16 protein-coding genes are annotated in these 24,901 nt (G+C 63.5%); 5 read left to right on the forward strand and 11 right to left on the reverse strand.

The window, feature by feature from the left end:
- The first annotated feature begins 558 nt into the window (after nucleotides 1–558).
- Nucleotides 559–969, forward strand: a complete 411-nt coding sequence (locus tag G8767_RS28535; RefSeq protein ID WP_095972845.1) for a VOC family protein — start codon at nucleotides 559–561, stop codon at nucleotides 967–969.
- A gap of 71 nt (nucleotides 970–1,040) precedes the next feature.
- Here the strand turns inward: G8767_RS28535 and G8767_RS28540 are convergent, their stop codons facing one another.
- Entirely contained in the window at nucleotides 1,041–2,015 is a 975-nt protein-coding gene (locus G8767_RS28540; RefSeq protein WP_166813173.1) for a sigma-70 family RNA polymerase sigma factor, read from the reverse strand.
- Nucleotides 2,016–2,068: 53 nt separating this feature from the next.
- Nucleotides 2,069–2,800, reverse strand: a complete 732-nt coding sequence (locus G8767_RS28545) for a GNAT family N-acetyltransferase (protein ID WP_124569881.1) — start codon at nucleotides 2,798–2,800, stop codon at nucleotides 2,069–2,071.
- Between the two features lie 216 nt (nucleotides 2,801–3,016).
- On the opposite strand from G8767_RS28545, the gene G8767_RS28550 reads away from it, so the two are divergent.
- Entirely contained in the window at nucleotides 3,017–3,787 is a 771-nt protein-coding gene (locus G8767_RS28550; protein ID WP_240952893.1) for a hypothetical protein, read from the forward strand.
- A gap of 508 nt (nucleotides 3,788–4,295) precedes the next feature.
- Nucleotides 4,296–9,779: a carboxyl transferase domain-containing protein gene (locus tag G8767_RS28555; protein ID WP_166813227.1), complete on the forward strand. Its 5,484-nt coding sequence runs from the start codon at nucleotides 4,296–4,298 to the stop codon at nucleotides 9,777–9,779.
- Nucleotides 9,780–9,847: 68 nt separating this feature from the next.
- On the opposite strand, the gene G8767_RS28560 is transcribed toward G8767_RS28555, so the two are convergent.
- The 3 genes from G8767_RS28560 to G8767_RS28570 are packed head-to-tail and all read right to left on the reverse strand — an operon-like array spanning nucleotide 9,848 to nucleotide 14,669.
- On the reverse strand, nucleotides 9,848–10,129 hold the full coding sequence (locus G8767_RS28560) for a hypothetical protein (protein WP_095972850.1): 282 nt from the start codon (nucleotides 10,127–10,129) through the stop codon (nucleotides 9,848–9,850).
- Nucleotides 10,130–10,140: 11 nt separating this feature from the next.
- Nucleotides 10,141–14,244 carry a cation-translocating P-type ATPase gene (locus G8767_RS28565; protein ID WP_166813177.1) on the reverse strand — a complete coding sequence of 1,368 codons (4,104 nt, stop codon included), beginning with the start codon at nucleotides 14,242–14,244 and terminating at the stop codon, nucleotides 10,141–10,143.
- Nucleotides 14,244–14,669 (reverse strand): hypothetical protein, encoded by a 426-nt coding sequence (locus G8767_RS28570; RefSeq protein WP_166813179.1) that lies wholly within the window; start codon nucleotides 14,667–14,669, stop codon nucleotides 14,244–14,246. Before G8767_RS28570 ends, G8767_RS28565 begins: the two co-directional genes overlap by 1 nt.
- Before the next feature lie 183 nt (nucleotides 14,670–14,852).
- On the opposite strand from G8767_RS28570, the gene G8767_RS28575 reads away from it, so the two are divergent.
- On the forward strand, nucleotides 14,853–15,800 hold the full coding sequence (locus G8767_RS28575) for an aldo/keto reductase (protein ID WP_166813181.1): 948 nt from the start codon (nucleotides 14,853–14,855) through the stop codon (nucleotides 15,798–15,800).
- A 2-nt stretch (nucleotides 15,801–15,802) separates the two neighbouring features.
- Here the strand turns inward: G8767_RS28575 and G8767_RS28580 are convergent, their stop codons facing one another.
- A complete protein-coding gene (locus tag G8767_RS28580; protein WP_095972854.1) occupies nucleotides 15,803–16,573 on the reverse strand; it encodes a hypothetical protein in 771 nt (256 codons plus the stop codon).
- Between the two features lie 136 nt (nucleotides 16,574–16,709).
- The gene (locus G8767_RS28585) at nucleotides 16,710–17,921 is read right to left on the reverse strand and encodes a hypothetical protein (protein WP_166813183.1); all 1,212 of its coding nucleotides are present in this window, start codon (nucleotides 17,919–17,921) and stop codon (nucleotides 16,710–16,712) included.
- A gap of 104 nt (nucleotides 17,922–18,025) precedes the next feature.
- On the opposite strand from G8767_RS28585, the gene G8767_RS28590 reads away from it, so the two are divergent.
- On the forward strand, nucleotides 18,026–19,372 hold the full coding sequence (locus G8767_RS28590; protein WP_166813185.1) for a DUF5691 domain-containing protein: 1,347 nt from the start codon (nucleotides 18,026–18,028) through the stop codon (nucleotides 19,370–19,372).
- Nucleotides 19,373–19,429: 57 nt separating this feature from the next.
- Here G8767_RS28590 and G8767_RS28595 read toward each other — a convergent pair whose 3' ends face one another.
- From G8767_RS28595 to G8767_RS28610, 4 genes are all read right to left on the reverse strand, one after another.
- Complete coding sequence (locus G8767_RS28595; RefSeq protein ID WP_095972857.1) at nucleotides 19,430–20,560, reverse strand: acyl-CoA dehydrogenase family protein; 1,131 nt, start codon at nucleotides 20,558–20,560, stop codon at nucleotides 19,430–19,432.
- An 8-nt stretch (nucleotides 20,561–20,568) separates the two neighbouring features.
- Nucleotides 20,569–21,744 carry an acyl-CoA dehydrogenase family protein gene (locus G8767_RS28600; protein ID WP_113683125.1) on the reverse strand — a complete coding sequence of 392 codons (1,176 nt, stop codon included), beginning with the start codon at nucleotides 21,742–21,744 and terminating at the stop codon, nucleotides 20,569–20,571.
- 107 nt (nucleotides 21,745–21,851) lie between these two features.
- Entirely contained in the window at nucleotides 21,852–22,298 is a 447-nt protein-coding gene (locus G8767_RS28605) for a hypothetical protein (protein WP_020970172.1), read from the reverse strand.
- A 68-nt stretch (nucleotides 22,299–22,366) separates the two neighbouring features.
- The gene (locus G8767_RS28610) at nucleotides 22,367–24,901 is read right to left on the reverse strand and encodes an FtsX-like permease family protein (protein WP_166813187.1); all 2,535 of its coding nucleotides are present in this window, start codon (nucleotides 24,899–24,901) and stop codon (nucleotides 22,367–22,369) included.

Below are 24,901 nucleotides of genomic sequence, written 5' to 3' on the forward strand. Positions count from 1 at the left end.
CAAAAAATGTGTCGGCAACCATTCAGACGGAAGAATGAACAATCACCGACGAAAAATACTCACACCACACACAAACCAACCAAACCCCAAGAGGCGGTTGATCATTCGCGGATGTGAAGTACCAAATTAATTTTGGCACTGACATTCATCGACACACTGTTGAGTTCTCAAAGAACACGCACACACCATCACCACGACCCTAGGGCCGCCGCTCCGGGGCAACTTTTCCAGCCTATCCCAACCAAGTCACCGGCGCAAACCGGAACCCCGTCGAAATCGAACTGGATTGTGTTCGCCAGGCACTTCGTACAACCTCGTGTCACTCACCCTCGCAGGTGGGAGTCGGTGTCCGTGTCGCTCTGACCTGGACAAAGTTACGCGAAGATCAACACAACACCAAATCGCCAGGTCAGAGCACTGACGCGGGTTAACAGCCGATACTTTTCTCGAATTTTTGCTTCTCGCGATGACTTTCTGCGCCCACTGCGGTCTGTATGAGCAGGAACCAACAGGAACCGAAGCGTTCAGTAATCAGTCAACCGACTTCAAGGAGCACCCATGTCTCGTCTTCTCTTCGTCAACATGCCGGTCAAGGACGTCGCCGCTACCCGGGCATTCTTCAGCGGGCTCGGCTTCGAGTTCAACGACATGTTCAGTGACGAGAACACCGTCTCGATGATCGTCAGTGATTCCGCCACCGTCATGTTCCTGAACGAACCGCGATTCGGGGACTTCATCGCCGACGACATCTGTGACACGTCGAAAGCTCGTGAAGCACTGATGTGTGTGTCGGCCGGCAGCAGGGAGGAAGTCGACACTTTCGTCGATGCGGCGATTGCTGCCGGCGGTAGTAAGTGGATGGAGCCCCAGGATCACGGCTTCATGTACGGACGCGCATTCCGCGACCTCGACAATCACGTCTGGGAGGTCATGTGGATGGACCCGGCTGCGACTGTTCCTCAGCAGTAACGCAGAGCAACAGCCGTAACGAGTAGCTGCGCGGGTCCTCCGTACCGGAGGGCTCGCGCAACTCCCTTCCCCTACAGCTCTGCAGGCAATCCGAACCGCGCGAACAGACTCAGATCGAAGAAACACGTCACGTGCGAGATCCCGGACTCGGTGACATCGAGAACGTGCAACTGGAAAGCACGGTGAACCCCATCGGGCTCGCGCATGTAGAGGCCGAACGCCGGCTGGCCGTTGGCGGCGGTCGGAAGTAGACGCATCGCTCCTGGTCCGTCGGCCGGGCATTTGGTTCCGATGAGCTGCCCGATCGCCTCGGGTCCCTGGTACCAACCCTCGAACGGAGGCATCTCCCAGATGGCTTCACGCGTGAACAGCTCAACGATGGCCTCGACGTCGTAGCTCTCGAAGCTGTGCACGTAGTCGCGAAGCAAATTCCGGGCAGCCTCGGTAGTCGGTTCCACGAGATCGTCCTCAGTGGGCCCGATGTGATTGATCTGCGCGCGAGCCCGCTGCAGCAGGCTGTTGACCGCAGTGGTTGTGGTGTCGAGGGCCTCCGCAACTTCCGATGCCTTCCACTGCAGAACGTCGCGCAGGACGAGAACCGCACGTTGGCGCGCGGACAAGTGCTGCAAAGCGGCAACAAGCGCGAGCCTGACCGAATCGCGATTGACGACCATGACGGCGGGATCATTGACGTCGCCCAACGCAGAATCCGCGATCGGTTCCAACCAGGCAATCTCGTTGCGCTCGATCAAATCGTCGGCCGGGTCCGAACTAGGTGCGCCGAGGCCGGTCGGGAGTGGACGCCTCGATCTCCCCTCCAGCGCGGTCAGGCAGGTATTCGTCGCGATGCGGTAGAGCCAGGTCCTGAGCGACGACTGGCCTTTGTAGCCGTCGAACCCGCGCCAGGCCCGGATGAACGTCTCCTGGACCTGGTCTTCGGCGTCGTGAATCGACCCCATCATGCGATAGCAGTGCGCCAGCAACTCGCGGCGGTACGGATCGGCAAGAGTGAGGAAATCACTGTCCAACGCCTGATCGACTGTCATTTGTTCAGACTAGTGGCCGAGAGCCCGAAACACAGGCGTCGGCGAGAATTTGATCAGGCAGGCGCCTGCACCGCAGTCAACCTGGATCTCTTCCGGAGAACGAACCCCAGTGATTCGTAGAGTCTGATCGCATTCGTATTCGATTGCACTGCATGGAGAAACGGCAGCTCGCCGCGCTCGCGAATCCCGGCAGCGACGGCACGGATCAGCGTCGTACCCAGGCCTCGACCCCGGAAGTCGCTGTCAGTGCACACCGCACTGATTTCCGTCCATCCCGGAGGGTGCAGCCGCTCCCCCGCCATGGCAACAAGTCTTCCGTCGACGCGAATGCCGTAGTAGCTGCCCATCTCGACGGTACGAGGAAGAAACGGTCCGGGCTTGGTGCGCTCGATCAATGCCAGAATTTCGGGAACGTCACCCGTTCCGAGAAGTTCGACCGACGGATCAACGGAGACTTCGAGTGCGGACCCGTCCATCTGGACCGAGCCGAACTGATCCACAACGCGCCACCCTTCCGGCGGGTGATGATCAAATCCTCGTAAACCTACTGTGCCGCCTGGACCTACGAGTGTGAGTAGGTTCTCCCAGTCTTCGGCGTCCAACTCGGGCGGATGACCGACAAACGGAGCGACTGTCGGGTCGTATCGCGCAACTCTCCCTGCCCAGCGAGCGAATTGCGCATGATGTCCGCGAAGTCCTTGTCGCACAGGGTCGTCCAGTGGATGAGTATCGACATCCGTGTCAACCGTCTCGACAAACGACGCCAGGGTCGCCTCCGTGGTCATCGAACCTCTTCCTACCCATGTCTGCCAGTGATGGAAGCGAACGAAACTCCCCGTCCACCTCGACTACAACGCTAAGAACACTTGCTGTCGTAGTCTCCGGATAGAATCAAGATGATTCTGACCTCGGCCCGTGTTTCCGGCGTCAATCAGGACTCGATTGCAGATCCGCACCAGGACATTCGTCGCGACGCCTCACCAACCGGAAGGCTATTTGGCATGAGCAACTCCGACCCGATCAGATCTGCATTCGAACAGTTACCCCTGAAGGAGATGGACGCTGCGACGCTGGTCTTCGCCATCGAGAGCGCCGTCGACGAGCTGGCGATCCCGGGGGAAATCCTGCGGCTCGCCATGGAGGTCGCGACCCTCGCGCATCTCGATCAGCTCAGAAAGAACGGGATCAAATCCAACGAGGATCCCTACATCGTTCATCCCCTTCGAAATGTGTTGCGGCTGCTTCGGTACGGATGCTCCGACGTCGAGATCCTGAGCGCAACCGCACTTCACGACACGGTCGAGGACCGACCACACGCCGTCATCGCGCTCCTCGGTGGCCAGACTGCGGACGACATGTCCGCATCCGAGGCGCAAGAACGTGCGTCAACACTTATCGCCTCGCACTTCAGCCACAGAATCTCCGAACTTGTTGAGGCAGTGACCAATCCAATCGACTACCCGCACGACAACACCACCGGCTACCAGGATCACGTCATCCGCGCGATCGAGGATCCCGCGGTGTTCCTCGTGAAGTTCAGCGACTTCGTCGACAACGCGGGAAGCGTGAAGTACCTGAACGAGACCGACAGACTGAGACTGGTCACGAAATACGAACCCCTTGTGGAGCACTTCAAGCGGACTTCCCTTGCTCTCGGCAACGCATTGCAGCTCTCTTCCGGAGGACTCGACGCGATCGCACAGCACATCGCGACCATCGAAGGCGATTTCTCGAATACGGTCCGACAGGACGTAAAAAATACTCGCCAGTAGTACCGATCAGTAATAATCGAGCAATCGGGAGAATTCTCCGAATACGCGATTTTGTTACCAGTGGGTATTCACTTCCTTGCCAATTTCATTACCATCGTGATCCGTATCACAGAGCCCAATCCTATTGCGCCACAGTGATTTAACGCCATAGGTGTAACCGTGGTTCACGTTGACTAATATTCTTCAATTCGCCCAGGTGACATGAGCGTCGACATACTGCATTCTTAGATAAACCAGGGATTCCCTGGAAGCAGACATAATATGTTGCTGATTCGTGATTGGAGCGGTTCTGAGTCCACGCCTGCAGGGTGGCACACAAGGCACGCCGTGCCTGAGCGCAGGGGACTCTACGAACCGGATGGGCAATCACTTGCCGACGCGCAACCGGGGGAAACACAGCGCATCGCGGCGTAGTTCACGAACCAGGTAATCCGGGTATGTGGGACACGGTCGGCTCATATCGCAACGTACGTGACGAAGAATCTCATCAAGGACGGTGGCAGTGACAATGTTCAAACGAATCGCAGTGGTCAATCGAGGTGAGGCCGCGGTCCGGCTGATCAGGGCTGTACGCGAACTGAACGCCGAACACGACTACGGCATTCGCGTCATTGCACTGCACACAGAGGCCGAGCGCCGCGCCATGTTCGTCCGCCAGGCCGACGAGGGCGTGACCCTGCGCAGCACCGGCACCGGTAGCCCGTACCTCGACTACGCCGAACTCGAGCGAGCACTCCTCGCAGCCAAGGCCGACGCAGTCTGGGTCGGCTGGGGCTTCGTGGCCGAGGATCCCGCCTTCGCGGAGATCGTCGCGAAACTGGGCATCACGTTCATCGGCCCGAGCGCCGACGCGATGCGCCTGCTCGGCGACAAGGTTGCCGCCAAGATCCTGGCCGAGAAGGTCGGCGTACCTGTCGCTCCGTGGAGCGGCGGGCCGGTCGAAACGCGCGCCGACGCTCGTCGTCATGCTCAGTCCATCGGATATCCCCTGATCATCAAGGCCCGAAGCGGCGGCGGCGGACGCGGTATCCGCAAGGTCTGGGCCGAGGACGAACTCGAAGTTGCACTCGAGCGCACGCAGGGCGAAGCAGAGCGGTCCTTCGGCGACCCCGTCGTCTTCCTCGAACGCCTCGTCACCGATGCACGCCACGTCGAGGTACAGGTCATCGCCGACAACCACGGCAATGTCTGGGCTCCGGGCGTTCGCGACTGCTCGATTCAGCGTCGCAACCAGAAGGTCATCGAAGAATCCGCCTCCCCCGTGCTGACCGAAGAACAGTCGGACCACCTCAAGAAGGTGTCCGCCGAACTGGTCAAGGCAGCCGGGTACCAGGGCGCAGGCACGGTCGAATACCTCTACCAGCCCGAGAACAAGCTGTTCACGTTCCTCGAGGTCAACACCCGTCTGCAGGTCGAGCACCCGATCACCGAGGTCACCACCGGAATCGACCTCGTCAAGCTGCAGATCCTCGTCGCCAGCGGTGACGAATTGGTCGGCGACTGCCCGCCCGCGTTCGGCCATGCCGTCGAGGCTCGTCTCAACGCGGAGGACGCCGACAACGATTTCGCGCCGGCGCCCGGCACCGTTCAGCTCCTGAAGTTTCCGCTCGGCTCGGGCATCCGCGTCGACACCGGCATCGCCGCGGGCGACGTCATTCCGCCCGACTACGACTCGATGGTCGCGAAGGTCATCGCGTGGGGCCGCAACCGCTCCGAGGCACTCGCGCGTCTGCGTACCGCCCTCCGTGAAACCACTGTCGTACTCGACGGCGGCACCACCACCAAGTCGTTCCTCCTCGATCTACTCGATCGCGACGAGGTCGTCTCGGCATCCGCGGACACCGGTTGGCTCGACCGCACGGGCGCTCTCACCGGCACCACTCGCCGCGCGGACGTCGCACTGATCGCCACCGCCATCGATGCTTACGACGCCGAGGAGTCCCTCGAGCGTGCGGCCTTCCTCGCCTCGGCACGTGGCGGCCGTCCCCGCGCCAATCACGCGATCGGCCGTACCGTCGAGCTCAACTATCAAGGTCAGGCATACAAACTGACCGTCGGGCGTATCGGCCCGCACCGCTACCGCGTCGACGGAGATGCCGGCGACATCGAGGTCGACGTCGATCGTCTCGGTGACTTCGAGTCGCGTCTGGTGATCGGTGATCGGCGCTTCCACGTCGTTTCCGTCGTGAGCCCGGCTCGCTATCTCGTCGAGGTCGACGGCATCAGCCACCAGATCAGCCAGGACGACGCCGGCGTGGTCCGTGCGCCCGCTCCCGCCGTCGTGGTCGCAGTACCGGTCGCGGTCGGCGACGACGTCGAAGCCGGCTCCACCCTGGTCGTGCTGGAATCCATGAAAATGGAGACTGCGGTTCGCGCTCCGTACGCGGGCAAGGTGCGTGAGGTCCTCGCTACCGTCAACTCCCAGGTCGATGCCGGCGCACCGCTCCTGCGCGTCGACCAGGTCAGCGACGAAGCCGTCACCGAAAAGGCTCCGCGCGTCGAATTCGATCTTCCGGCAGCAACTTCCGGTTCCGACACCCGTGGCGACGCGCTGGCGCAGCTCGAAGCGTTGACCGCGATGATCAGCGGCTACGACGTCAGCGGCAAGCACGCGAACGCAGTCCTCGCCGAGTACGACGCACTTCGTAGCGCGCTCGAGTCCGAGGACCGCGAACTGGTACAGGCCGAACTTGCAGTGCTGACCACCTTCGCCGACATCTGCGAGCTCTCGCGCAACAAGCCCACCTCGGGTGAGTCGGCGAAGGACGAATCCGTCCACAGCCCCCGCGAGCACTTCCACACCTTCCTGCACTCACTCGACTCCGAGCGCGAAGGTTTGCCGGCGTCGTTCCGCACGAGACTCGAACGGGCACTTCGCCACTACGACGTCACCGATCTGGACGATCGCCAGGCCGTCGAGGAAGCGGTGTACCGACTCTTCCTGGCACTGCAGCGCATGGAAGCCCAGATCCCGGTCATTGCAGCACTTCTCGAAGGCTGGCTGGTCGGCGACAAGGCCCCCGGTTGCTCGGCTCAGGAGCTCAACGAGGTCCTCGATCGACTCATCGTCGCGACGCAGGTCCGCTACCCCGTCATCGGAGACGTAGCCCGTAACCTTCGCTTCCGGTTCTTCGACGAGCCGCGCATCCGCAAGGTTCGCGAAGACGTCTACGACGGAGTACGCGGCAACCTCGCCTACCTCGAAGAACAGCCGGACGCTGCCGATTTCGACGAGCGGATCGCCAACCTCGTCGCCACTCCCGAGCCTCTCCTGGACCTGTTGGGTCGAAAGATCGGCCTCGGCAACCGCGATGGCGGCCCTCTGCTCGAGGTCATCACGCGTCGCTACTACAAGATCCACTCCTTCGAAGACGTCCGCGTCTTCGAGCACGTCGACCGCCGTTTCGTGACCGGCAACTTCGACCTCAAGGGCGACGGGCTGCATCTGGTCTCGACGGTGGCCGAATTCGACGCTCTCGGAACGGCTCTCGACGATGTCGCCACGATCGCGCAGGACGCTCCGTCGGGCCGCGGCCTGGTAGTCGACATCTACCTCGACTGGCCGAATCAGCCCGCTGACGGCGACGCTCTCGTCGAGACGCTGCGCACCGAACTCTCCCGCAACGAGGCGATCACCCGATCACGACGCGCGACGGTGATCATCTGCAACCCCAACGGGGATCCGGTCAGGTGGGTCACCTTCCGCCCGGTCGACGGCGAACTGGTCGAGGATCACATCATCCGCGACATGCACCCGCTCACGGGTCAGCGACTGGACATGTGGCGCCTGAAGAACTTCAACGGAAAGCGTCTGCCGGCTCCGGAGAACACCTACCTGTTCCACCTCTCCGCCAAGGAGAACCCGAAGGACGAGCGCCTGATCGCCCTCGCGGAAATCCGTGACGTGACACCGCAACTGGACGACGAAGGTCAGATGGTTGCACTCCCGGCCATCGAGCGCACGCTCGCTGCCTGCCTCGACGGCATCCGCCGTGCGCAGAGCCAGCGCGGCGACAAGCGTCGACTGGCAGCCAACCGCGTCGTGCTCTACGTGTGGCCGGTCGCAGACGTTCCCAGCGAACGCTTCTCCGTGATCGCTCAGAACGCAGCCCGACTGACCGTCGGCGCCGGGCTCGAAGAGATCACGCTCATCACCCGCTTGAAGGACCGAAAGGGTGGCGCCCCCAAGGAAGTTGCGCTGCGCTTCTCCTATCGCGCAGGTGCCGGTGTGGTCATCAACAAGACAAGCCCGCCCACCGAACCGCTGCTCCCCCTCGACGCCTACGCGCAGAAGGTCCAGAGTTCGCGGGCACGCGGCACCGTGTACCCGTACGAACTGATTCCGCTCCTGACCGGTACCAAGGGCACCTTCGTCGAGCACGACTTCGACGAAGCGGGCGTCCTCTCGCCCGTCGAGCGTCCGTACGGACTCAACAAGGCCGGCATCGTCGTCGGCCTCGTGAACACTCCGACGCCGCGTTATCCCGAGGGAATGACTCGTGTCGCGCTCTTCGGTGACCCCACCAAGGCGCTCGGTACCGTGGCCGAGGCCGAATGCTCACGCGTGGTCGCTGCCATCGACCTGGCCGAGAAGTTGAACGCTCCGGTCGAGTGGTTCGCACTGTCCTCGGGTGCCACCATCTCGATGGAGAGTGGCACCGAAAACATGGACTGGGTCTCCCGCGGCCTGCGCCGGATCATCACCTTCACCCAGAACGGCGGCGAGATCAACATCGTCGTCACGGGCATCAACGTCGGCGCTCAGCCCTACTGGAACGCCGAAGCCACCATGTTGATGCACACCAAGGGCATTCTGGTGATGACCCCGGACAGCGCGATGGTGCTGACCGGCAAGCAGTCTCTCGACTACTCCGGTGGTGTGTCGGCCGAGGACAACTTCGGTATCGGTGGTTACGACCGCGTCATGGGCCCCAACGGCCAGGCGCAGTACTGGGCCCCCGACCTCACTGCGGCGTGCGAGATCCTGTTCCGTCACTACGCACACTCGTATCTCGCTCCCGGCGAACGGTTCCCGCGTCGCGCAGCGACCACGGACCCCGTCGATCGTGACGTGCGCAGCTTCCCGCACACCCACCCGTCGAGCGACTTCGAGACCGTCGGCGACATCTTCTCCTCGGCGAAGAACCCGGATCGCAAGAAGCCCTTCGACATTCGCACCGTGATGCGGTCTGTGGTCGACCAGGACCACTCGGTTCTCGAGCGTTGGGCCGACATGGCCGGCGCCGACACCTCGGTCGTTCTGGACGCGCACCTCGCCGGACATCCGGTCACAGTGGTGGGCATCGAATCCCGCGCGATCCCGCGTAAGGGCCACTTCCCCGCGGACGGTCCCGACACCTGGACGTCGGGAACGCTGTTCCCGAACTCGTCGAAGAAGACTGCCCGCGCGATCAATGCTGCGAGCGGCAACCGTCCGATCGTGGTGCTGGCCAACCTCTCAGGCTTCGACGGTTCCCCGGAGTCGCTGCGTAACATCCAGCTCGAGTACGGCGCCGAAATCGGCCGCGCCATCGTCAACTTCGACGGACCGATCGTGTTCTGCGTCGTTTCCCGCTACCACGGCGGCGCGTTCGTCGTGTTCTCCGGTGCGCTCAACGACAACATGGAAGTTCTTGCTGTCGAAGGTTCGTTCGCCTCGGTACTCGGCGGCGCCCCCGCCGCCGCAGTGGTCTTCACCCGTGAGGTGAACACCCGCACCAACAACGATCCGAAGGTGCAGCAACTGGAGGCAGACTTGGCAGCAGCCAAGGACGACACGGAGAAGGCACATCTGCGCGTAGAACTGAACGCTCAGCGCATCGCCGTCCGCTCCGACAAGCTCGGCGAAGTGGCATCCGAATTCGAAGCGATCCACAACATCCAGCGGGCCCGAGAGGTCGGCTCGGTGGATAAGATCGTCCCTGCCGCAGAACTGCGTCCGCAGATCATCGCAGCAGTCGAACGCGGCATGAAGCGCGCACTCGCGCAGTAAGTTTCTCCGCACGTCGAGCGGCCCCGCGAATTGCGGGGTCGCTCGATTTGTATCCGGCAGCGCTGGCGTCAGACGCCCTCTAGCGCCTCTCCGATCTCTTCGAGGACATGATTGTGCTGCTCTGTTGCGAGCAGATGCCCCGCCGCGATGGTGACTGCCACGGGCCACTCGATGATCTCGAAGGCGACCATCAGTCCCATCACCGCAAAATAGGCGATCTGTTCAGGGGGCGGAACCGGAATGGAACCGACGATCGGTAGCTCCAACTCGAAGCTCCGAGCCGAACGAACGGATTCCACTACGGCGCGGTGATCGACGGGGTTCGTGCGGTCGACGGTGTTCTGGGACATGTCACGATTCCTCAGGATTCATCTCGGGTCGCCCGGGAGTTCGGCGACGTGTCACTTCCAGCAGCGACGCTCACAAGCGTGTCCGATTCGCCGGTTCCCGCTTCTTTGATTTCCGCTTCGCTGATTTCCACGCTGTCGCGAGCGCTGACTCCCCCGATTCGGGAGGTGTACGCCGTGCTGGTTCGCGTCGGGGTTTTGCGAATCGTCGACTGACCTTCCGTGTTTTCCTCAGGTGCGGCGATCCGCTCCAACACCCGCGGAGCCAGCGCCGACAGCAGCGTCGCCGCCGATGCACAGCCCACTGCTTGGCCCCACGCGATCGGACCGAGCGGCGTACAACCGAGAAATTGGCTCACCACCGGTGTGCTGACGAGGGTGGCCAGCGCCGCAGCGGATCCGGCAACGGTGGCGACCACCAGCGGACTACGCGATTCGAGCAGCGTCTGCCCCAATTGAGCACCAACCAGGGCAACCAACGCCACCGTCGACGCTCGCCGCCTCCTGCCGCTCGTCCGGGCCAGAAGCCACGCAGCCATCGCACCGATTGCCGTGGCACAGCCGCGGACAGCGATTGTCTGCCACAACGCATGAGTGTCCATCTGTTCGGACTTGTCGGATCCGTTCTCGGACGGGGTGCTCACCGCGAGCGCAGCAGCAGGCAAGGCGTCGGTCATCAGATTGACCAGCAGCAACTGCCTTGCGTTGAGCGGTGATTCGCCGGACAACGCAGAACCGATCAAAGCAAACGCGACTTCACCAGCGTTGCCTCCTAGCAAAACCCCCACCGCTGATCTGACCCGCCGCCACAATTGACTGCCCTCGTCCAATGCGTCGGTCAATCCGCCGACGTGGCCGTCGAGGAGCACGATGTCTGCCGCGCCGCGCGCCGGATCGCTGTCGGTCGACGCCACCCCGATTCCCACACTGGACACTCGGATCGCCGCAGCATCGTTCGCGCCGTCACCGACCATGGCGCAGACCCGCCCGTCGGTCTCCAACGCTTGCACGATCTCGACCTTCTGCTCGGGCGTCACGCGTGCGAAGACACTGCTGCCGCGGACCGCGTCCCGTCGTTCGGCGCGAGAGAAGTTTTCCCAGTCCGGACCGGTGACAACATCCTCGCGGGCGACGTCCAACCCCAGTTCGGCGGCGACCGCGGCCGCAGTGGTCGGATGATCGCCGGTCAACACGCGTACTTGGTGCCCGCTGCCTTGAAGGTCTCGAACAAGTTGCGTCGATTCGGGTCTCAGCGTGTCCGAGAGTCCGAGAAGGCCGACCGCTTCCAATCCCTCGGAGCAACACCGTTCGAGAAACTCCGAGTCTTCGCCGGCGCGTCGCGCATCGTGTTCCGACAACTCTCGCTGGGCGACGGCAACCACCCGCAGTCCACGTCCGGCCATGCTCTGCACGTGCTTCGACGACACAGCATTCGGATCGAGTCCTGCTTCGGACACGAACTCCGGCGAACCTTTGAGTGCGATCCGCCTACCGAGCAGAGCTGCCGAGTACGGCCGCCCCGACCTGAACGGAACGAGATTGTCCGCCTCGACGTCACCGAACACCGAAGCATTACCTAGAGCTTGCTCGGCTGCATCGACGACGGCGGCGTCCGTCGAATGAAATACCCGATCATCCCGGCGTCGCAGGGCACTGCGCGCCGCAACTTCCAAGATCTCACCTTCGTCCCAACCGTCGACGCGTTCGACCGCGGCCACGCGAAGCTTGTTCTCGCTGAGGGTTCCAGTCTTGTCGAAGCAGACCACGTCGACACGGCCGAGCGCTTCGATAGAACGTGGAGCACGAACCAGTACGCCTGCTGCAGTGAGCCTTCGAGCTGCTGCCTGCTGAGCCAGAGTGGCAACCAGAGGCAGCCCCTCCGGCACGGCAGCCACTGCCACGGCCACGCCGCCGGTGACTGCGCGGCGCAGACCGGTGCCACGAATCAGACCCGCCACTGTCACCAACGCTCCGCCGCCGATACTGGCCGGCAGGGTCGCCCTCGTGAGCTCGCGCAGTCTGTTGGACAGGCCAACGGCCGGCCCGGATCGGGACACGCCGGCATCAGCGCGCCTGGTTACCGTTCGGGCTCCGGTGGCCGTGACGACGCCACGGCCGGAGCCGGCAAGCACTGTTGTCCCTGCATAGGCCATGCACCTTCGCTCGGCCAGTGGCATCCCCGGGGTCGGGTCGGTCTGCTTGTCGACGGGCAGAGACTCCCCCGTCAACGACGACTCGTCGACTTCCAGCGATTCGGCGCTCAACAGACGACAATCGGCGGACACGATGTCCCCGGACTCGAGGGCCACGACGTCACCGAGTTCCAACGCGTCGGCCGCTGTCTCGACCGTGCCGGCGTTCGTCACGCGCCGAGCTACCGGCTCTTGCATCTGCAACAGTCGCTGCACTGCGCGTTCCGAGTGCAGACGTTGAAAGGCGGACATCGCGGCATTACCGACCAAGACCGAACCGACCAGGATCGCATCTACTGGTGACCCGAGGACTGCACTGGCCGCAGAACCGGTTGCCAACACCGGCGTCAGTGGATCGGCCAATTCTGTTCGCAACGCCGACAATCCGTCACGGATCAACCTGAAGCGTGCGGGCGCCCGCACAGGGGCGTCAGCGCGCCGCGGCGTACGTCGGACGGATTCGGAGAGTTCGTGAAGGACAGCATCACCGTCCATCTCATGCCAGGTATCGCTCGGAGTACCGACAGGGACGGGAGCCTGAATCACAGATCGGGACAGGGTGTATCCCGTCCACAGTCCCGCTGCGGAACCAGCCGTGACCGGCCCCGGCCCAACCCCTCGAACTCCCGGAAGCATGATCAAGCCGCCCAATGCCGAAGAACCCGAAGATAGTTCGACCCCGCGCCTCGTCGCTGTCCGGGCGGCCCGGAACGCATGGACCACCCGCCACGCCCCGGCCAAGTCGGTGTGGATGTCAGCGCTCACGTGCTCGGCGCTCGGTGGCGCAATCCCGATACGCAGCACCGCCTGCCCCGCTATCGCCTTACTCGACACGACCGCAACTGTCCGGCCCTCGGCGACCAATGCCGAGAGAGCCTCGCGCAGGCCGGCTTCGGGAGTCGACCGCGCCGGATAGAGCTCGTCGAATCCACTTCGGAGTGATCCGAGCCCGTCGTCGTCGATCGTGACGGCTGCGACCCCGGCCGTGCGTATCTCGCCTATCAGGGTTTCCGCCAACTCTTTTCGCACCGGTCTCACGACGACGTCCGCGCCGCCGATGCGATGCCGTCCCGCCCCGACAGTTCCGTCGTTCAGAGCCTTCCTGGCTCGTGTCCACACCGCGACGCGATCGGACTCGGCCACCCCTCGTATGTCGGACACCCGGAGCGCGTCGTCGAAGAGGACGCTCGGATCGACGAGAACGGTGTCGACACGATCGAGCATGCGTAGCGCTGCAGGATCCGAAACGGCGACGTGGTGTGTCCGCCACAGACCGAATGACAAACCAGCAGCGAACGATTCGCGCGAGATCCGAAGTGGCCGCGGTGCCGAAACCTTGATGCTCGTCGCGACGGTGTCACCGCCGGCAGACACAGCCGCGAGTGCAGCCCCGGCGAGCAGTTGAACCCCAGCGATCCTGTCAGCGTAACGCTCCCCCGGACCACTCGGTTCATGCCTCACGGATGAATGGCGAACTCCGGGTTCGAGTGAGCACACGCGCCGAGCTGTGCGCACTGCCAAAGTTTCGCGCAGCAGCATCGTCCGCAATCCGAAGTCCACGCCAAGCGATGCAGGCGCATAGGTCACAACATCCGCGAACGACGTCGCCGACTCCAATGCGAAGTCGGTGAGCGAACGGCCGAGGCTCTGTTCGATTCGCCGACGCACGCGGGGTTGATAATTGATCGCCGACGCTGCCGCCGAGACATAGGCGGAACCAGGCATTCGCGGGGCACGAAGGATCGATCCCGCTGCTGCCGGAATCATCCCGACGCCCGCCAGCGCAAGGGTGCCGGTCCGCAGCGCCACGTCACTGACAGCGGTTCGCGGGATCGTCGAACCACCGATTAACGCGAGACCCGACAACGCCAGGCGCGGCGGCAAAGTTGCCACCGACACCGCTCGCCGGGCCATCGCTGTGAACATCAGTGAGTGGATTGCGTGTGCGAAGAACTGTGAGTTCGATCCTGTGACCGACTGGCCGGCTTGTGCGAGTTTCCGCTCGATTCCTTCTTCGCCGGTTCCGTCTTGGTCGCGCGGCCAACCGCCTTGACCTCACGATCGGGCCGACCGCTCTTACGATCCCATTCGTGAAGTAGCAGGGCCGTGCCGCCGACCGCCACGACCACCGGCCACTCCACCAATCCCGCCGCACCGACGGCGGCCATCGTGAGAACGGCGGTCGGCGTCGAGGAACTACCCGCACGAAGTCCGTCTCGGACGCCCTCCGCCGTTCCGCGTATCCCGCCTGTCACTCCACCGATCACTCCACCACCGACGGCACCGGCCACCGTCGTCGTTGCGTCTGCCAAACCACGAACCACGCGGGTGGCTTCGTCCACGATCATCATCGGACGCTCCTATCAGCAGTCCATCGAAGAATTCAGTATTTGAGGCCATACCCAACGCTGACGGCGGCAATCACGATCCGATACATTTTTCGCCGAACCTGGCGAGGGCGCGCCATCGCCAGCGCCGTGAGAGGGTACGGTGCGGGATGCAGCGACCACCTTCATCGACGGGAGTTCCACACAGTGGCGATCATCGGAAATTCGGACCTCGACATCTTCCGACTTAGCTTGGGCGGCAACCCTTTCGGATGGACCGCAGACGAGAAGACGTCCTTCGAGATCCTCGACTCGTTCGCCGAAGCCGGTGCAAACTTCATCGACACCTCCGACTCGTACACGGCGTCGGCTCCCGGCAATTCCGGTGGGGAATCCGAAACGATCATCGGGAAATGGATCACCGACCGAGGTCTGCAGAACGACATCGTCGTCGCCACCAAGGTGGGTAGCCATCCCGATTTCAAGGGGCTGAAGGCAGACAACATCGCAGCCGCGGCAGAGGCTTCGTTGCGGCGCCTGCAGACGGACTGCATCGATCTGTACTACGCACATTTCGACGACCCCCAGACTCCGCTCGAGGAAACTCTCGAAGCCTTCAATGCGTTGGTCGTCGCGGGCAAGGTTCGCTACCTCGGAATCTCCAACTACAGCCCCGACCGAGTCCGGGAGTGGCTGCGGATCACCGAAGAGAACGGTTACGCCGCGCCCATCGCGCTGCAACCGCACTACAACCTGGTACACCGCAAGTCGTACGAACCCGAACTCGCGCAGATCGCCACCGACAACAACATCAGCGTCTTCCCGTACTTCGCTCTCGCTTCCGGCTTCCTCACCGGAAAGTACAAGACCCGCGCGGACATCGAAGGCAGCTCCCGCGAACGACTGACCGCCGGATACTTCAGCGACGCCGGACTCGACGTCGTCGCGGAGCTGGCAACAATCGCGCAGGCCCACGAGAGCGAGATCTCGACGGTTGCGCTGGCCTGGCTGCTGACTCGACCGGGCATCACGGCACCGATCGCGAGCGTCAGCCGGCCCGAGCAGCTCCCGGCGCTACTGGACGCCCCGAATCTCGTGCTGTCGTCGAATGAACTGGACACTCTCGAACTAGTGTCGGCGGCGGTCGGAGCCTGAGATCAGGCAGTTTTGAGATGAGCGCCGAGGGCCGTGTTGTTGATCGTCCAAAACGACCAGCCGTCATGGCTCTCGGTGTCGCCTGAGATGTGACCGGTGACGGCATTGGCGGCCGCCGTCGGATCGGGGAATCGGCGGCCTTCCATCGGTCCGCGCATGATCTCCACGACCTCGGTGGTTTCGTCGAAACGTCCGACCCAGCGGTAGCCATGGCAATCGGCCGTCATCTCGAGGCGATTGTCGACGACTTCGATCTCCTCGACACCGCTGGCGCGACGCTTCTTCGCGGCAACCGGCGACGTCTTGCGCTTGGTCGCAACCGGGGCCTCCACGTAAATGCTCGGATCCTTGACCGCGGCAAGGCCCAACGCATCCCAGCGATCGTGACCGTGCACCACGCGCCCACGCGGAATCGCGTGATGGCCGGTGCGATTACGTCCGGGGCTGTCCATGATCCACAGATCGACCTCGGCGCGGATGTCGTCGGCGACCTCGTTGGAGGGCAGCATGAAGAACTCGTGCGGATCGGCCGCCAGGTCGACGAACACCCAGAACTCGGAGCGGGTGTCGTCACTCTCGAGCGACTCGTCCTGACGCCTGGCCTGCCAGTCTCCGTCGAGCTTCGATCGCACTCGAACGATGCGGCTGATGCCGTCTGCGCCCGTCACCTCGACGGGGTTGCGACGCGAGTGAGTGAGACGGACAGCCTTGCCCCCACGCTGCGTAGCTTCGGAAATGAACGCATTGATGCCGCGGCTTGCGGTGTCTTCCATGATCGACCTGTCTCGAGCGGGTATGCCCGCATCACCGGATCGGCATCGGGGTCGAGCATTGAACGAAATCCCGGCCTGTTCTTCGATCGTGTGGCCGGTCAGTACCTTCGACCTTACAGCGCAGACGACGGCCTGACTACGGCGCCCGACGCTCGTTCCCAGAGGTCAGCAGTGCAATGTCCCCGTAAAGCGCTGCCCGGTGAGCGAACATCAGCTCTTCCACACCGTCGAATTGGTCACCGACGTAGTGCGTGTTTGCAGCCGAAAGTTCACGTGAACCGGAGCGCGCAAGTAGGTCGTCGATCCGGCTGTCGAGGCTCGCCGCATGCGCAACCGCGCGCTGCGAGCTCAGCTGATCCTCGGCCCGTGCGACCAGGTCACCGATCCGCGCGAGGGCCGCAACGCGCTCGACCAACTGGTCCCAGACCGCGCCGAGCGCTTCCCGGCGCGAAGCGATTCCGGCTCGGGTCCCCTCGTCGCGTGCCAGTGCAACCGCATCGTCCAACTCCGCAAGAATCGAACGCAGCGCGACGGTGTCAACCGCGATCTGGGTGATCTCGTCGGCCAGATCGAGTTGGTTGCGTTGAATGACGAAGTGGTCGGAATGCCACGCGCTGGAACTCTCGATCCGGTCGAACAGATTCCCGGCGAGGTAGAGCAGGGCGTCGTACTCACCGGCGCGTCCTTCGGGTTCTGAATCGACGAGTCCGTCGAGGACCTCGGCGATGCGTCTTCCGGCATCGGCGATGACTCCGGTTCCCTGAACTTTCCCGAACTGGGCGGCAAGTTTGTCGAGCGCAGCATTTCCGCTACTGGCCACGACGCCGAGACCCACCGGCAGCTTGGCTGGGACCGGGGTGCGGGTGAGCCCGGCGAAAAGAGCCTCACGTTGCTCCACATCGAGATGCAGTCCGTCGCGGCGATCCTTGCGAATGGCACGGACGCTGCTCGCGAAGTGGCGATTGGAGTGCACGATCGCCGACCGCATCGACTGAACGCGCTTCTCGAGCGCCTGCACCCGCCGGTCGAGGACAACCTGAACCGGGCCGATACGGGTCGCGAGCAGCCGACGCCTGGTGCGGGCAAGTTCGTCGGTGAGACAACGCAACTCCGAGAAGCCGCCGATCTCCGGGAACGAACGTCCGATACTGCGACGGTTCGCCAGGATCGACCGAGTCGACTCGTCCGCATAACCACCGGCTATCAGCAGTGCGACGTCATCGGACAACTCCGGCCGGTTCGACTCGACGGTCCCCGCCGCACACCACTCCCTGACCCGAGTGGAGATGAGTGTTCGGCGTTCGGTCACCGACGCCACGACAAAGACGTCGTCAGTTCCGTCTGTCATCTCACGCCTCCTGGTGGTCGCCGGTTACCACTGTTCCAGAATCTGCCGACACGCGCCCGACCCCTGCGCCCGAGCACGACGCACCCCTGCCATACCGTAGGCGGGTGACCTCCCTGCGATCAGACGCGCACGCAGGTCACTCGCGCGCATCAGCGACTGCTTCAGCGGTTCAACCGCTGCTTCCCGACCTCGCCATCGAACAACTTCAGTCCTTGTTGCACGTTCGTTCCTGGACTCTCGCGGAATGGTTCGCACTGGCCGACCGACACGGATTCCTCGCGCCAGCGGCCAGTGTTCCGCTCTTCATGGAAGCCGCGTTGAAGTATCCCGAGCACCGCGAGGCGCTCCTTCGCCTCGCCGGTCGACGGGGGCAGTACCTGGCGGAACAGAATCCGGACTGGGCCCAGCTCCGGCGGATCGGGTCCCGCCGGGACGAGCTGTGGCTCTCGCCCGATCCGGACGATCGGACCGCCTGGTTCGATTACATACGTACGGTCGACCCGGAGTTGGCGAGCGAAGAACTCGAGATCGCCTGGGACGACGAGCCCACGGCAAACCGCCTGCATTTCCTCGATCATCTCGACGTCGGACTGGGTGAACACGACTACACCCTCCTCGAACGCGCACTCGACGATCCAGCCGTGCGGGTCCGTGAGCGCGCAATTCAACTACTACGCCAACTCCCCCGATCACCGTTCGCCTCTCGCATGGTCACTCGGGCTCGGTCCTGGGTGCGGCTCGAGACGAAACCGCTGCGGCCGCGCCTGGCCGTCCGATTGCCCGGTTCACTCGACGACCTCGCATTTCGTGACGGCATCGAAGACGTCCACTACAAGAACAAGGGAATCCGGCGCTGGTGGCTGCGCCAAGTCGTCACTGCAACTCCGCTGACGCTGTGGGAATCGATGGCCGGTTCACCGCGCGACGCCCTCACTATCCCCATCGAGAAACAATGGCGTGACGTGATGATCGAATCATGGACTGCTGCAACCGTTCTCCAGAAGAACACAGCGTGGGCTTCGGCCTTCTTGGAGAGGGACGGGCGCACGACCGACCGGAGAATCGTCGCAATCGCCGACCCACGCGAGCGCGTCGAGTACATAGTCGCCGGACACGCGGACGAGTACCTTCTGGGAGTCGACGGCAGCGCACTCCTCGACGGCATCGACCGTCCATGGCCGCTGGCCGTCGCCGAAAAATTGTTGAATGCCTTGGAAAACGAGGCGTTGGAGCACGCCGCGACAGGCGAGGACCTGGGCATCCACTCGCGGCACAGCCACTTCTCCACCCTGCGAAGTGTGCAGGCTCGGTTCCCTTTCGAGGCGATACCACTGCTCCGCAGCGCCGCGTCCAGAACGAGCGACCCCGGCTGGCAACAAGCGTTCATCGACAGTGCGGTCAACATCGAGCAGCGTCGACTCCGCTTGGACGTCTTACGCTCTCACCGCTGAACGACGAAGGGTCGCACTCCGCGAACGGAATGCGACCCTTCTGTCGATCGTGAAAGATCAGACGACGCTGACCATCTCGTGATCAGCCACGCCGGCGGCCAACACCCGGAGATGGTCTTCGGTGCTGCCGAGGGTGTGCTCGATGGCGACGAGGCGACTCACGTAATGACCCACCGGGTATTCGGCGGTCATTCCGATACCACCGTGCATCTGGATGGCCTCTTGACCGATGAGCCGAGCCGAACGCCCGATCTGCAACTTCACCCGCGAAGCGATCACCGGATCCACGACGCCGTCGGCAAGGGACATCGTTGCGTACAGACTCATGCTGCGCGCCAACTCGAGCGAGACGTACAGATCGGCGGCACGATGCGTCAATGTCTGGAACTTTGCGAGCGGAACACCGAATTGCTTACGCGTCTTGAGGTATTCGGTGGTCAGACGCAGCGCCTCTTCCATTGCTCCGACAGCCTCGGCGCACAGAGCAGCCTGCTCACGGATCTGTGCGGCCTGGATCAGCGCGGAAGCGTCTCCGCCCTCACCGAGCGCTTCGGCCGGAGTATCGGTGAACTCGATCTGCGCCCCGCGCAAACCGTCGTGAGTGGCGTAGGACTTGCGTACCAAGCCCGAGGCATCACTCTTGACGAGGAACAGTCCGACGCCGCCATCCGGGAGCGCAGCGCTCACGACGAGGATGTCCGCCGTCGCGCCGTGCCCGACCGGATTCTTGATGCCGGTGACGGTCCAGCCGCCGTCGACCTGGGCCGCCGCGGTGGCCCGTTCGGTTGCCGGCCAACGGATTCCGGGTTCCTGATCGGCGAAGGCGAGGAACGTGGTGCCCTCGGACACTCCGGGAAGAATCGACGAGCGCTGCTCTGCACTGCCGCCTTCGGCTATGAGCCCGCCCGGCGTCACAACCGCGTCGAGTAACGGTTCGGGTGCCAAGCGTCGACCGATCTCGGTCATGACCGCGCCGATTTCCACCGGGCCCGCGTCCATGCCGCCGTCGTCCTCGGAGAACGTCAGGCCAAGCAGGCCGACCTCGGCCAACTGCTTCCAGACCTGCGGGCTCCACCCTGGATCGGAGTCGATGATCGCGTTGCGCTTCTCGGCGTCGTAGCTACGCGCGAGGAGGTCCTTGGTGGTGTCGCGGAGAAGCTTCTGCTCGTCGTTCAGTTCGAAGTCCATGCCACGCCTCACAATCCGAGGATCGAGGAGGCGATGATGCTTCGCTGCACTTCGCTCGATCCGCTGTAGATGGATACCTTGCGGTAGTTCAGGTACGTCGGGGCAGTGTGCTGCGCCCAGCTCGCGGAGGCGATGTCGCTGCCCGCGTCGTACGGCAGTGAATCAGGGCCGGCCACGTCCATCAGCAGTTCGACGCTCGCCTGCTGCAATTCGGAGCCACGAAGCTTCAGCAGCGACGACGCCGGGTTCGGCTGGCCGTCAGCGGAACTGGCGACCACCCGGAGCTGAGTGAGCTCGAGAGCAAGCAGTTCGTTTTCGAGTTCGGCGAGACGGGCGGCGAAGAGCGGATCTTCGAGCAGTGTTCCGCTTCCGACCTTGACCTCGGCAGCGCGGGCCTTGGCCTGGGCCAGCCGAACCTTCGAGAAACCGACGCGCGTGACACCGGTGCGCTCGTTGCCGAGCAGGAACTTGGCGTAGCCCCAGCCCTGGTTCTCTTCACCGACCAGGTTCTCCCCCGGAACACGGACGTCCTCGAAGAACACTTCGTTGACCTCGTAGCCGCCGTCGATCAGCTTGATCGGGCGGACCGTGACGCCAGGCGTCTTGAGATCGACCAGGATGAACGAGATGCCGGCCTGACGCTTGGGCGCATCGGGATTGGTACGCACGAGGCAGAAGATCCAGTCGGCGTACTGTCCCAGCGTCGTCCACGTCTTCTGACCGTTGATGACCCAGTCGTCGCCGTCGCGGACCGCGCGGGTCTTGAGCGACGCGAGATCGGAGCCGGCCTCGGGCTCGGAGAATCCCTGGCACCACCAGATGTCGAGGTTCGCAGTGGCCGGAAGGAACTTCTCCTTCTGCTCCTGCGAGCCGAAGGCCGCGATGACCGGACCGACCATGTTGGCGTTGAACGCCAACGGTTCGGGGACCGACGCAAGCTGAAGTTCGTCGAGCCAGATGTTGTGCTGGACCGGGGTCCAGTCCTTGCCGCCCCACTCGACCGGCCAGTGCGGTACCGCCAGACCGTGAGCGTTGAGGATCTGCTGCGCCTCGACCATACGGTCGCGCCCCAATTCCTCGCCGTGGGCGTACGCCTCCCTGATGTCCGCGGGGATTTGCGTACGGAAGAACGTCCGCATCTCGTCGCGGAACGCTAGTTCCTCGTCGGTCAATGCCAGGTTCATCGGGATTCCTTCGCACTCGAAACCGGATTCATGTTCGGTTCGACCGTACCCCGACGATCCTGGAGGCGGAACAGGTACCGCGAAAGACGGCACTCAGGGCCGAGTTCCTACACGGTTTTGAGGACCAACAGGTAACCCCCGCCCGCGGCGTCGATGCTCGTCTCGACGTTCAGCGACGGAGCCAGTCGCGACAACCTGTCGATCAACCAGTCCGACGCTTCCTGGGCATCGTCTTTGCCCGGGCAACGAGCGACGGCGACGCGACCACCCTTGCGCTCGAGCTGCTCGACGACCCCGATGATCGGAGCGGGATCCACCACGAACAACCGATCCGGCCATTCCACAACAGGTTTGACCGCACCCTTCTTGGTGTTACATGCGCGGTGCGCCAAGCGTTCGACACCGCCTTTGGTCTTGCCACCCTTTTTCGCGGTGTTGATGCTGTCGATGCTCGGGCCGCGCGGATCGTTGACGGACATGTCGGGATCGACCGGTTCGTCACACAGCCAGCAGCGCCAGGATTCACGTTCGCCGACTTCTTGAAGGGTGCTCATGTGGCAACGGTACCGTGCGCACTTTCGGGTGTTTCCGCTGCCGAAAGTGCGCACGGGGGCCGAAGGCCCTACATATCTGCAATCGCCTCCAGCGGCTTCGTCTTGGCCGCTCGGTTGGCCGGCCACAGTGCGGCCAACACACCGACCACACCCGAGCCGATCAGCATCCCGACAACCTGACCCCACGGGATCGTGATCTTGTCGAGGCCCTGATCCGCGAGAGTGCTCACGAAGGCCCAACCGAACGCGATGCCGAGAACAACTCCGACCGCTGCGCCGTATACCGCAATGAGCACCGATTCGAGATAGATCGTTCGCCGCATCTGTCCGCGCTGCATGCCGACGGCTCGCAGCATTCCGATTTCTCGTCGCCGCTCGACCACCGACAGCGCCAAGGTGTTGATGATGCCCAGGATTGCGATCACGACCGCAAGTGCAAGCAGTCCGTAGAGGATCGCCAACAACGTGTTGATCTGTTGCCCCTGAGTTCCCTTGAACTCCTCACGATCCTGCACCTGGACGACGACGTACTTCTCCGTGGCCGTTTCGAGTTCGGATCGCAGCGTGGTCAGATCCGCGCCGGGCTGCGCCTTCACCAGCACCACGAAGTCCGGCAGGCTCTCCGCCGGCATCAGCTTCCGGTACGCCTCGTCCGAGACGATCCACGAACCGATCAGCTGGTTGTCCTCGAACACTCCCGCGACAACCGTCTGGTACTCGACGCCGCCGGGACCGGTCAACGTCTGAGTCGAGCCCACAGTCCAACCCTTGTCGTCCGCAGTCGACTTCGAGACGAGCATGTTGTTGCCGGTCAGATCGACCGTGCCCTCGAGAATCTTGTACTCGAGCACGCCTTCGATCGGTCCGTCGAACGAAGCGCCCTGCTCGTCCTCGCCGTCGACCTTCGCACGCACTCCGTGCAACGACGTCACGCTCTGCACGTCGGGCACCTGTCGGACTGCGTCGGCCGCACCTCGCGGCACGCCGATCGCGTTGGGGCCGGTCAGGATGTAGTCGGCCGAGACTCCCACGTCCACAAGAGCATTGATGCTCGCCTTGGCCGAAGATCCGAACACTCCGATGACCGTCACCAGCATCAGACCGAGAGTCAACGCGAATGCCGTTGCAGCCGTACGGCGGGGATTGCGCACTGCATTGGTACGAGCCAGCCGCCCGATGGCGCCGAACGGCTTGGCGAACACGGCACCGAGCGCGCCGACGATCGGCCGCGACAGGGCCGGAGCACCGAGAAGAACCGCGATGATCAACGAGAACGCACCGAGCCCGACGATCAGAGCCGCGCCGCCACCGGTACCGCGAGAGCCGAATACGAGCAGTGCCACACCGATCACGCCGAGAATCGCACCGATCAGCGTCCGCACCCGCAATGAGTCGCCGGTCGAGGCGAACTCCTCACGCATGGCCGCTACCGGCGGGATCTTCGACGCACGACGAGCCGGGGCATAAGCGCTGAGCGTCGTGACGACGACGCCGACCACCAACGCGACGATGATCGTGCGGGCACCCACCTGGAGCGGGCCCTCGGGCAGACCGACGTCGAACGTGTTGAGCAGACTGCGCAATCCGTAGGCGAGACCGATGCCGCCGAGCAGACCGATGATGCTGCCGATGAGTCCGACCACGAGCGCCTCGGTGACCACCGAGCGGCCGACCTGCGCCCGGCTCGCACCGATCGCACGCAGCAGCGCCAGCTCACGAAGGCGCTGGGCCACGATCATCGAGAAGGTGTTGTAGATGATGAACGTGCCGACGAGCAGAGCAATCGCACCGAACGCCAACAGGAAGTAGTTGATGAAGCTCAGCGCCGAGTCGACCTCGGCCTTGGTCTCCTCGCGAACCTCGTCACCGGTCTGCACCTTGAGATCGGGGAAAACCTGCTCGACGCGTTGCTGCAGTTCCGTCTGGGACACGCCGTTGCCCGCGACGTCGATGTACTCGACATGTTGGCCGTCGGTGAAGAGTCCACGGGCCTGCTCGTCGGTGAAGAGCGCGCCGATGAATCCGCCGGTGTCACTACCGGCGCCCTCGTAGATGCCGGACAACGTCACGTCCACGATTCCGCGGGCCGGTGCCAGAACCTTGGCGGAGTCCCCCACCTTCAGCCCGGCTCGCTCGGCGGCGCTGGTGTTGAGCGCCACCTGGCCGGTCTGCGTCGGAGGCGCGCCTTCGACGAAGGTGTCGGGTTCGGCGATCGCCTGGCCGGGCGGCAGGTAGGACTGACCGATACTCGGCGCGCCGCCGGTCTGAACAGCGCCGCCGTCTGCATTGATCAGGACGATCTGTCCGCTGACGGCCGGAGCTACCGCTCGGACACCGTCGACTGCGGCAAGTTTGTCGACATCCTCGACCGGAACGCCGCTGGTGTTGCGCTCTTCCATCGACACCCGCACGTCGACGCCCTGGGCGGTGTTCTCGAAGATCGAATCGAAAGTCTTCTGGAGGGTGTCGGTGAAAACGAACGAACCCGCGACAAAAGCCGTGCCCAGCACCACGGACAGAACCGTCAGCGCAAGTCGCACCTTGTGTGCCGCCAAGTTGCGCAGGGAAACCTTGCGCATCGGCGAGTTACTTACCGAAGCCAT

This window comes from Rhodococcus sp. IC4_135 (assembly GCF_011602025.1).
GTDB classification, from domain to species: domain Bacteria; phylum Actinomycetota; class Actinomycetes; order Mycobacteriales; family Mycobacteriaceae; genus Rhodococcus_F; species Rhodococcus_F baikonurensis.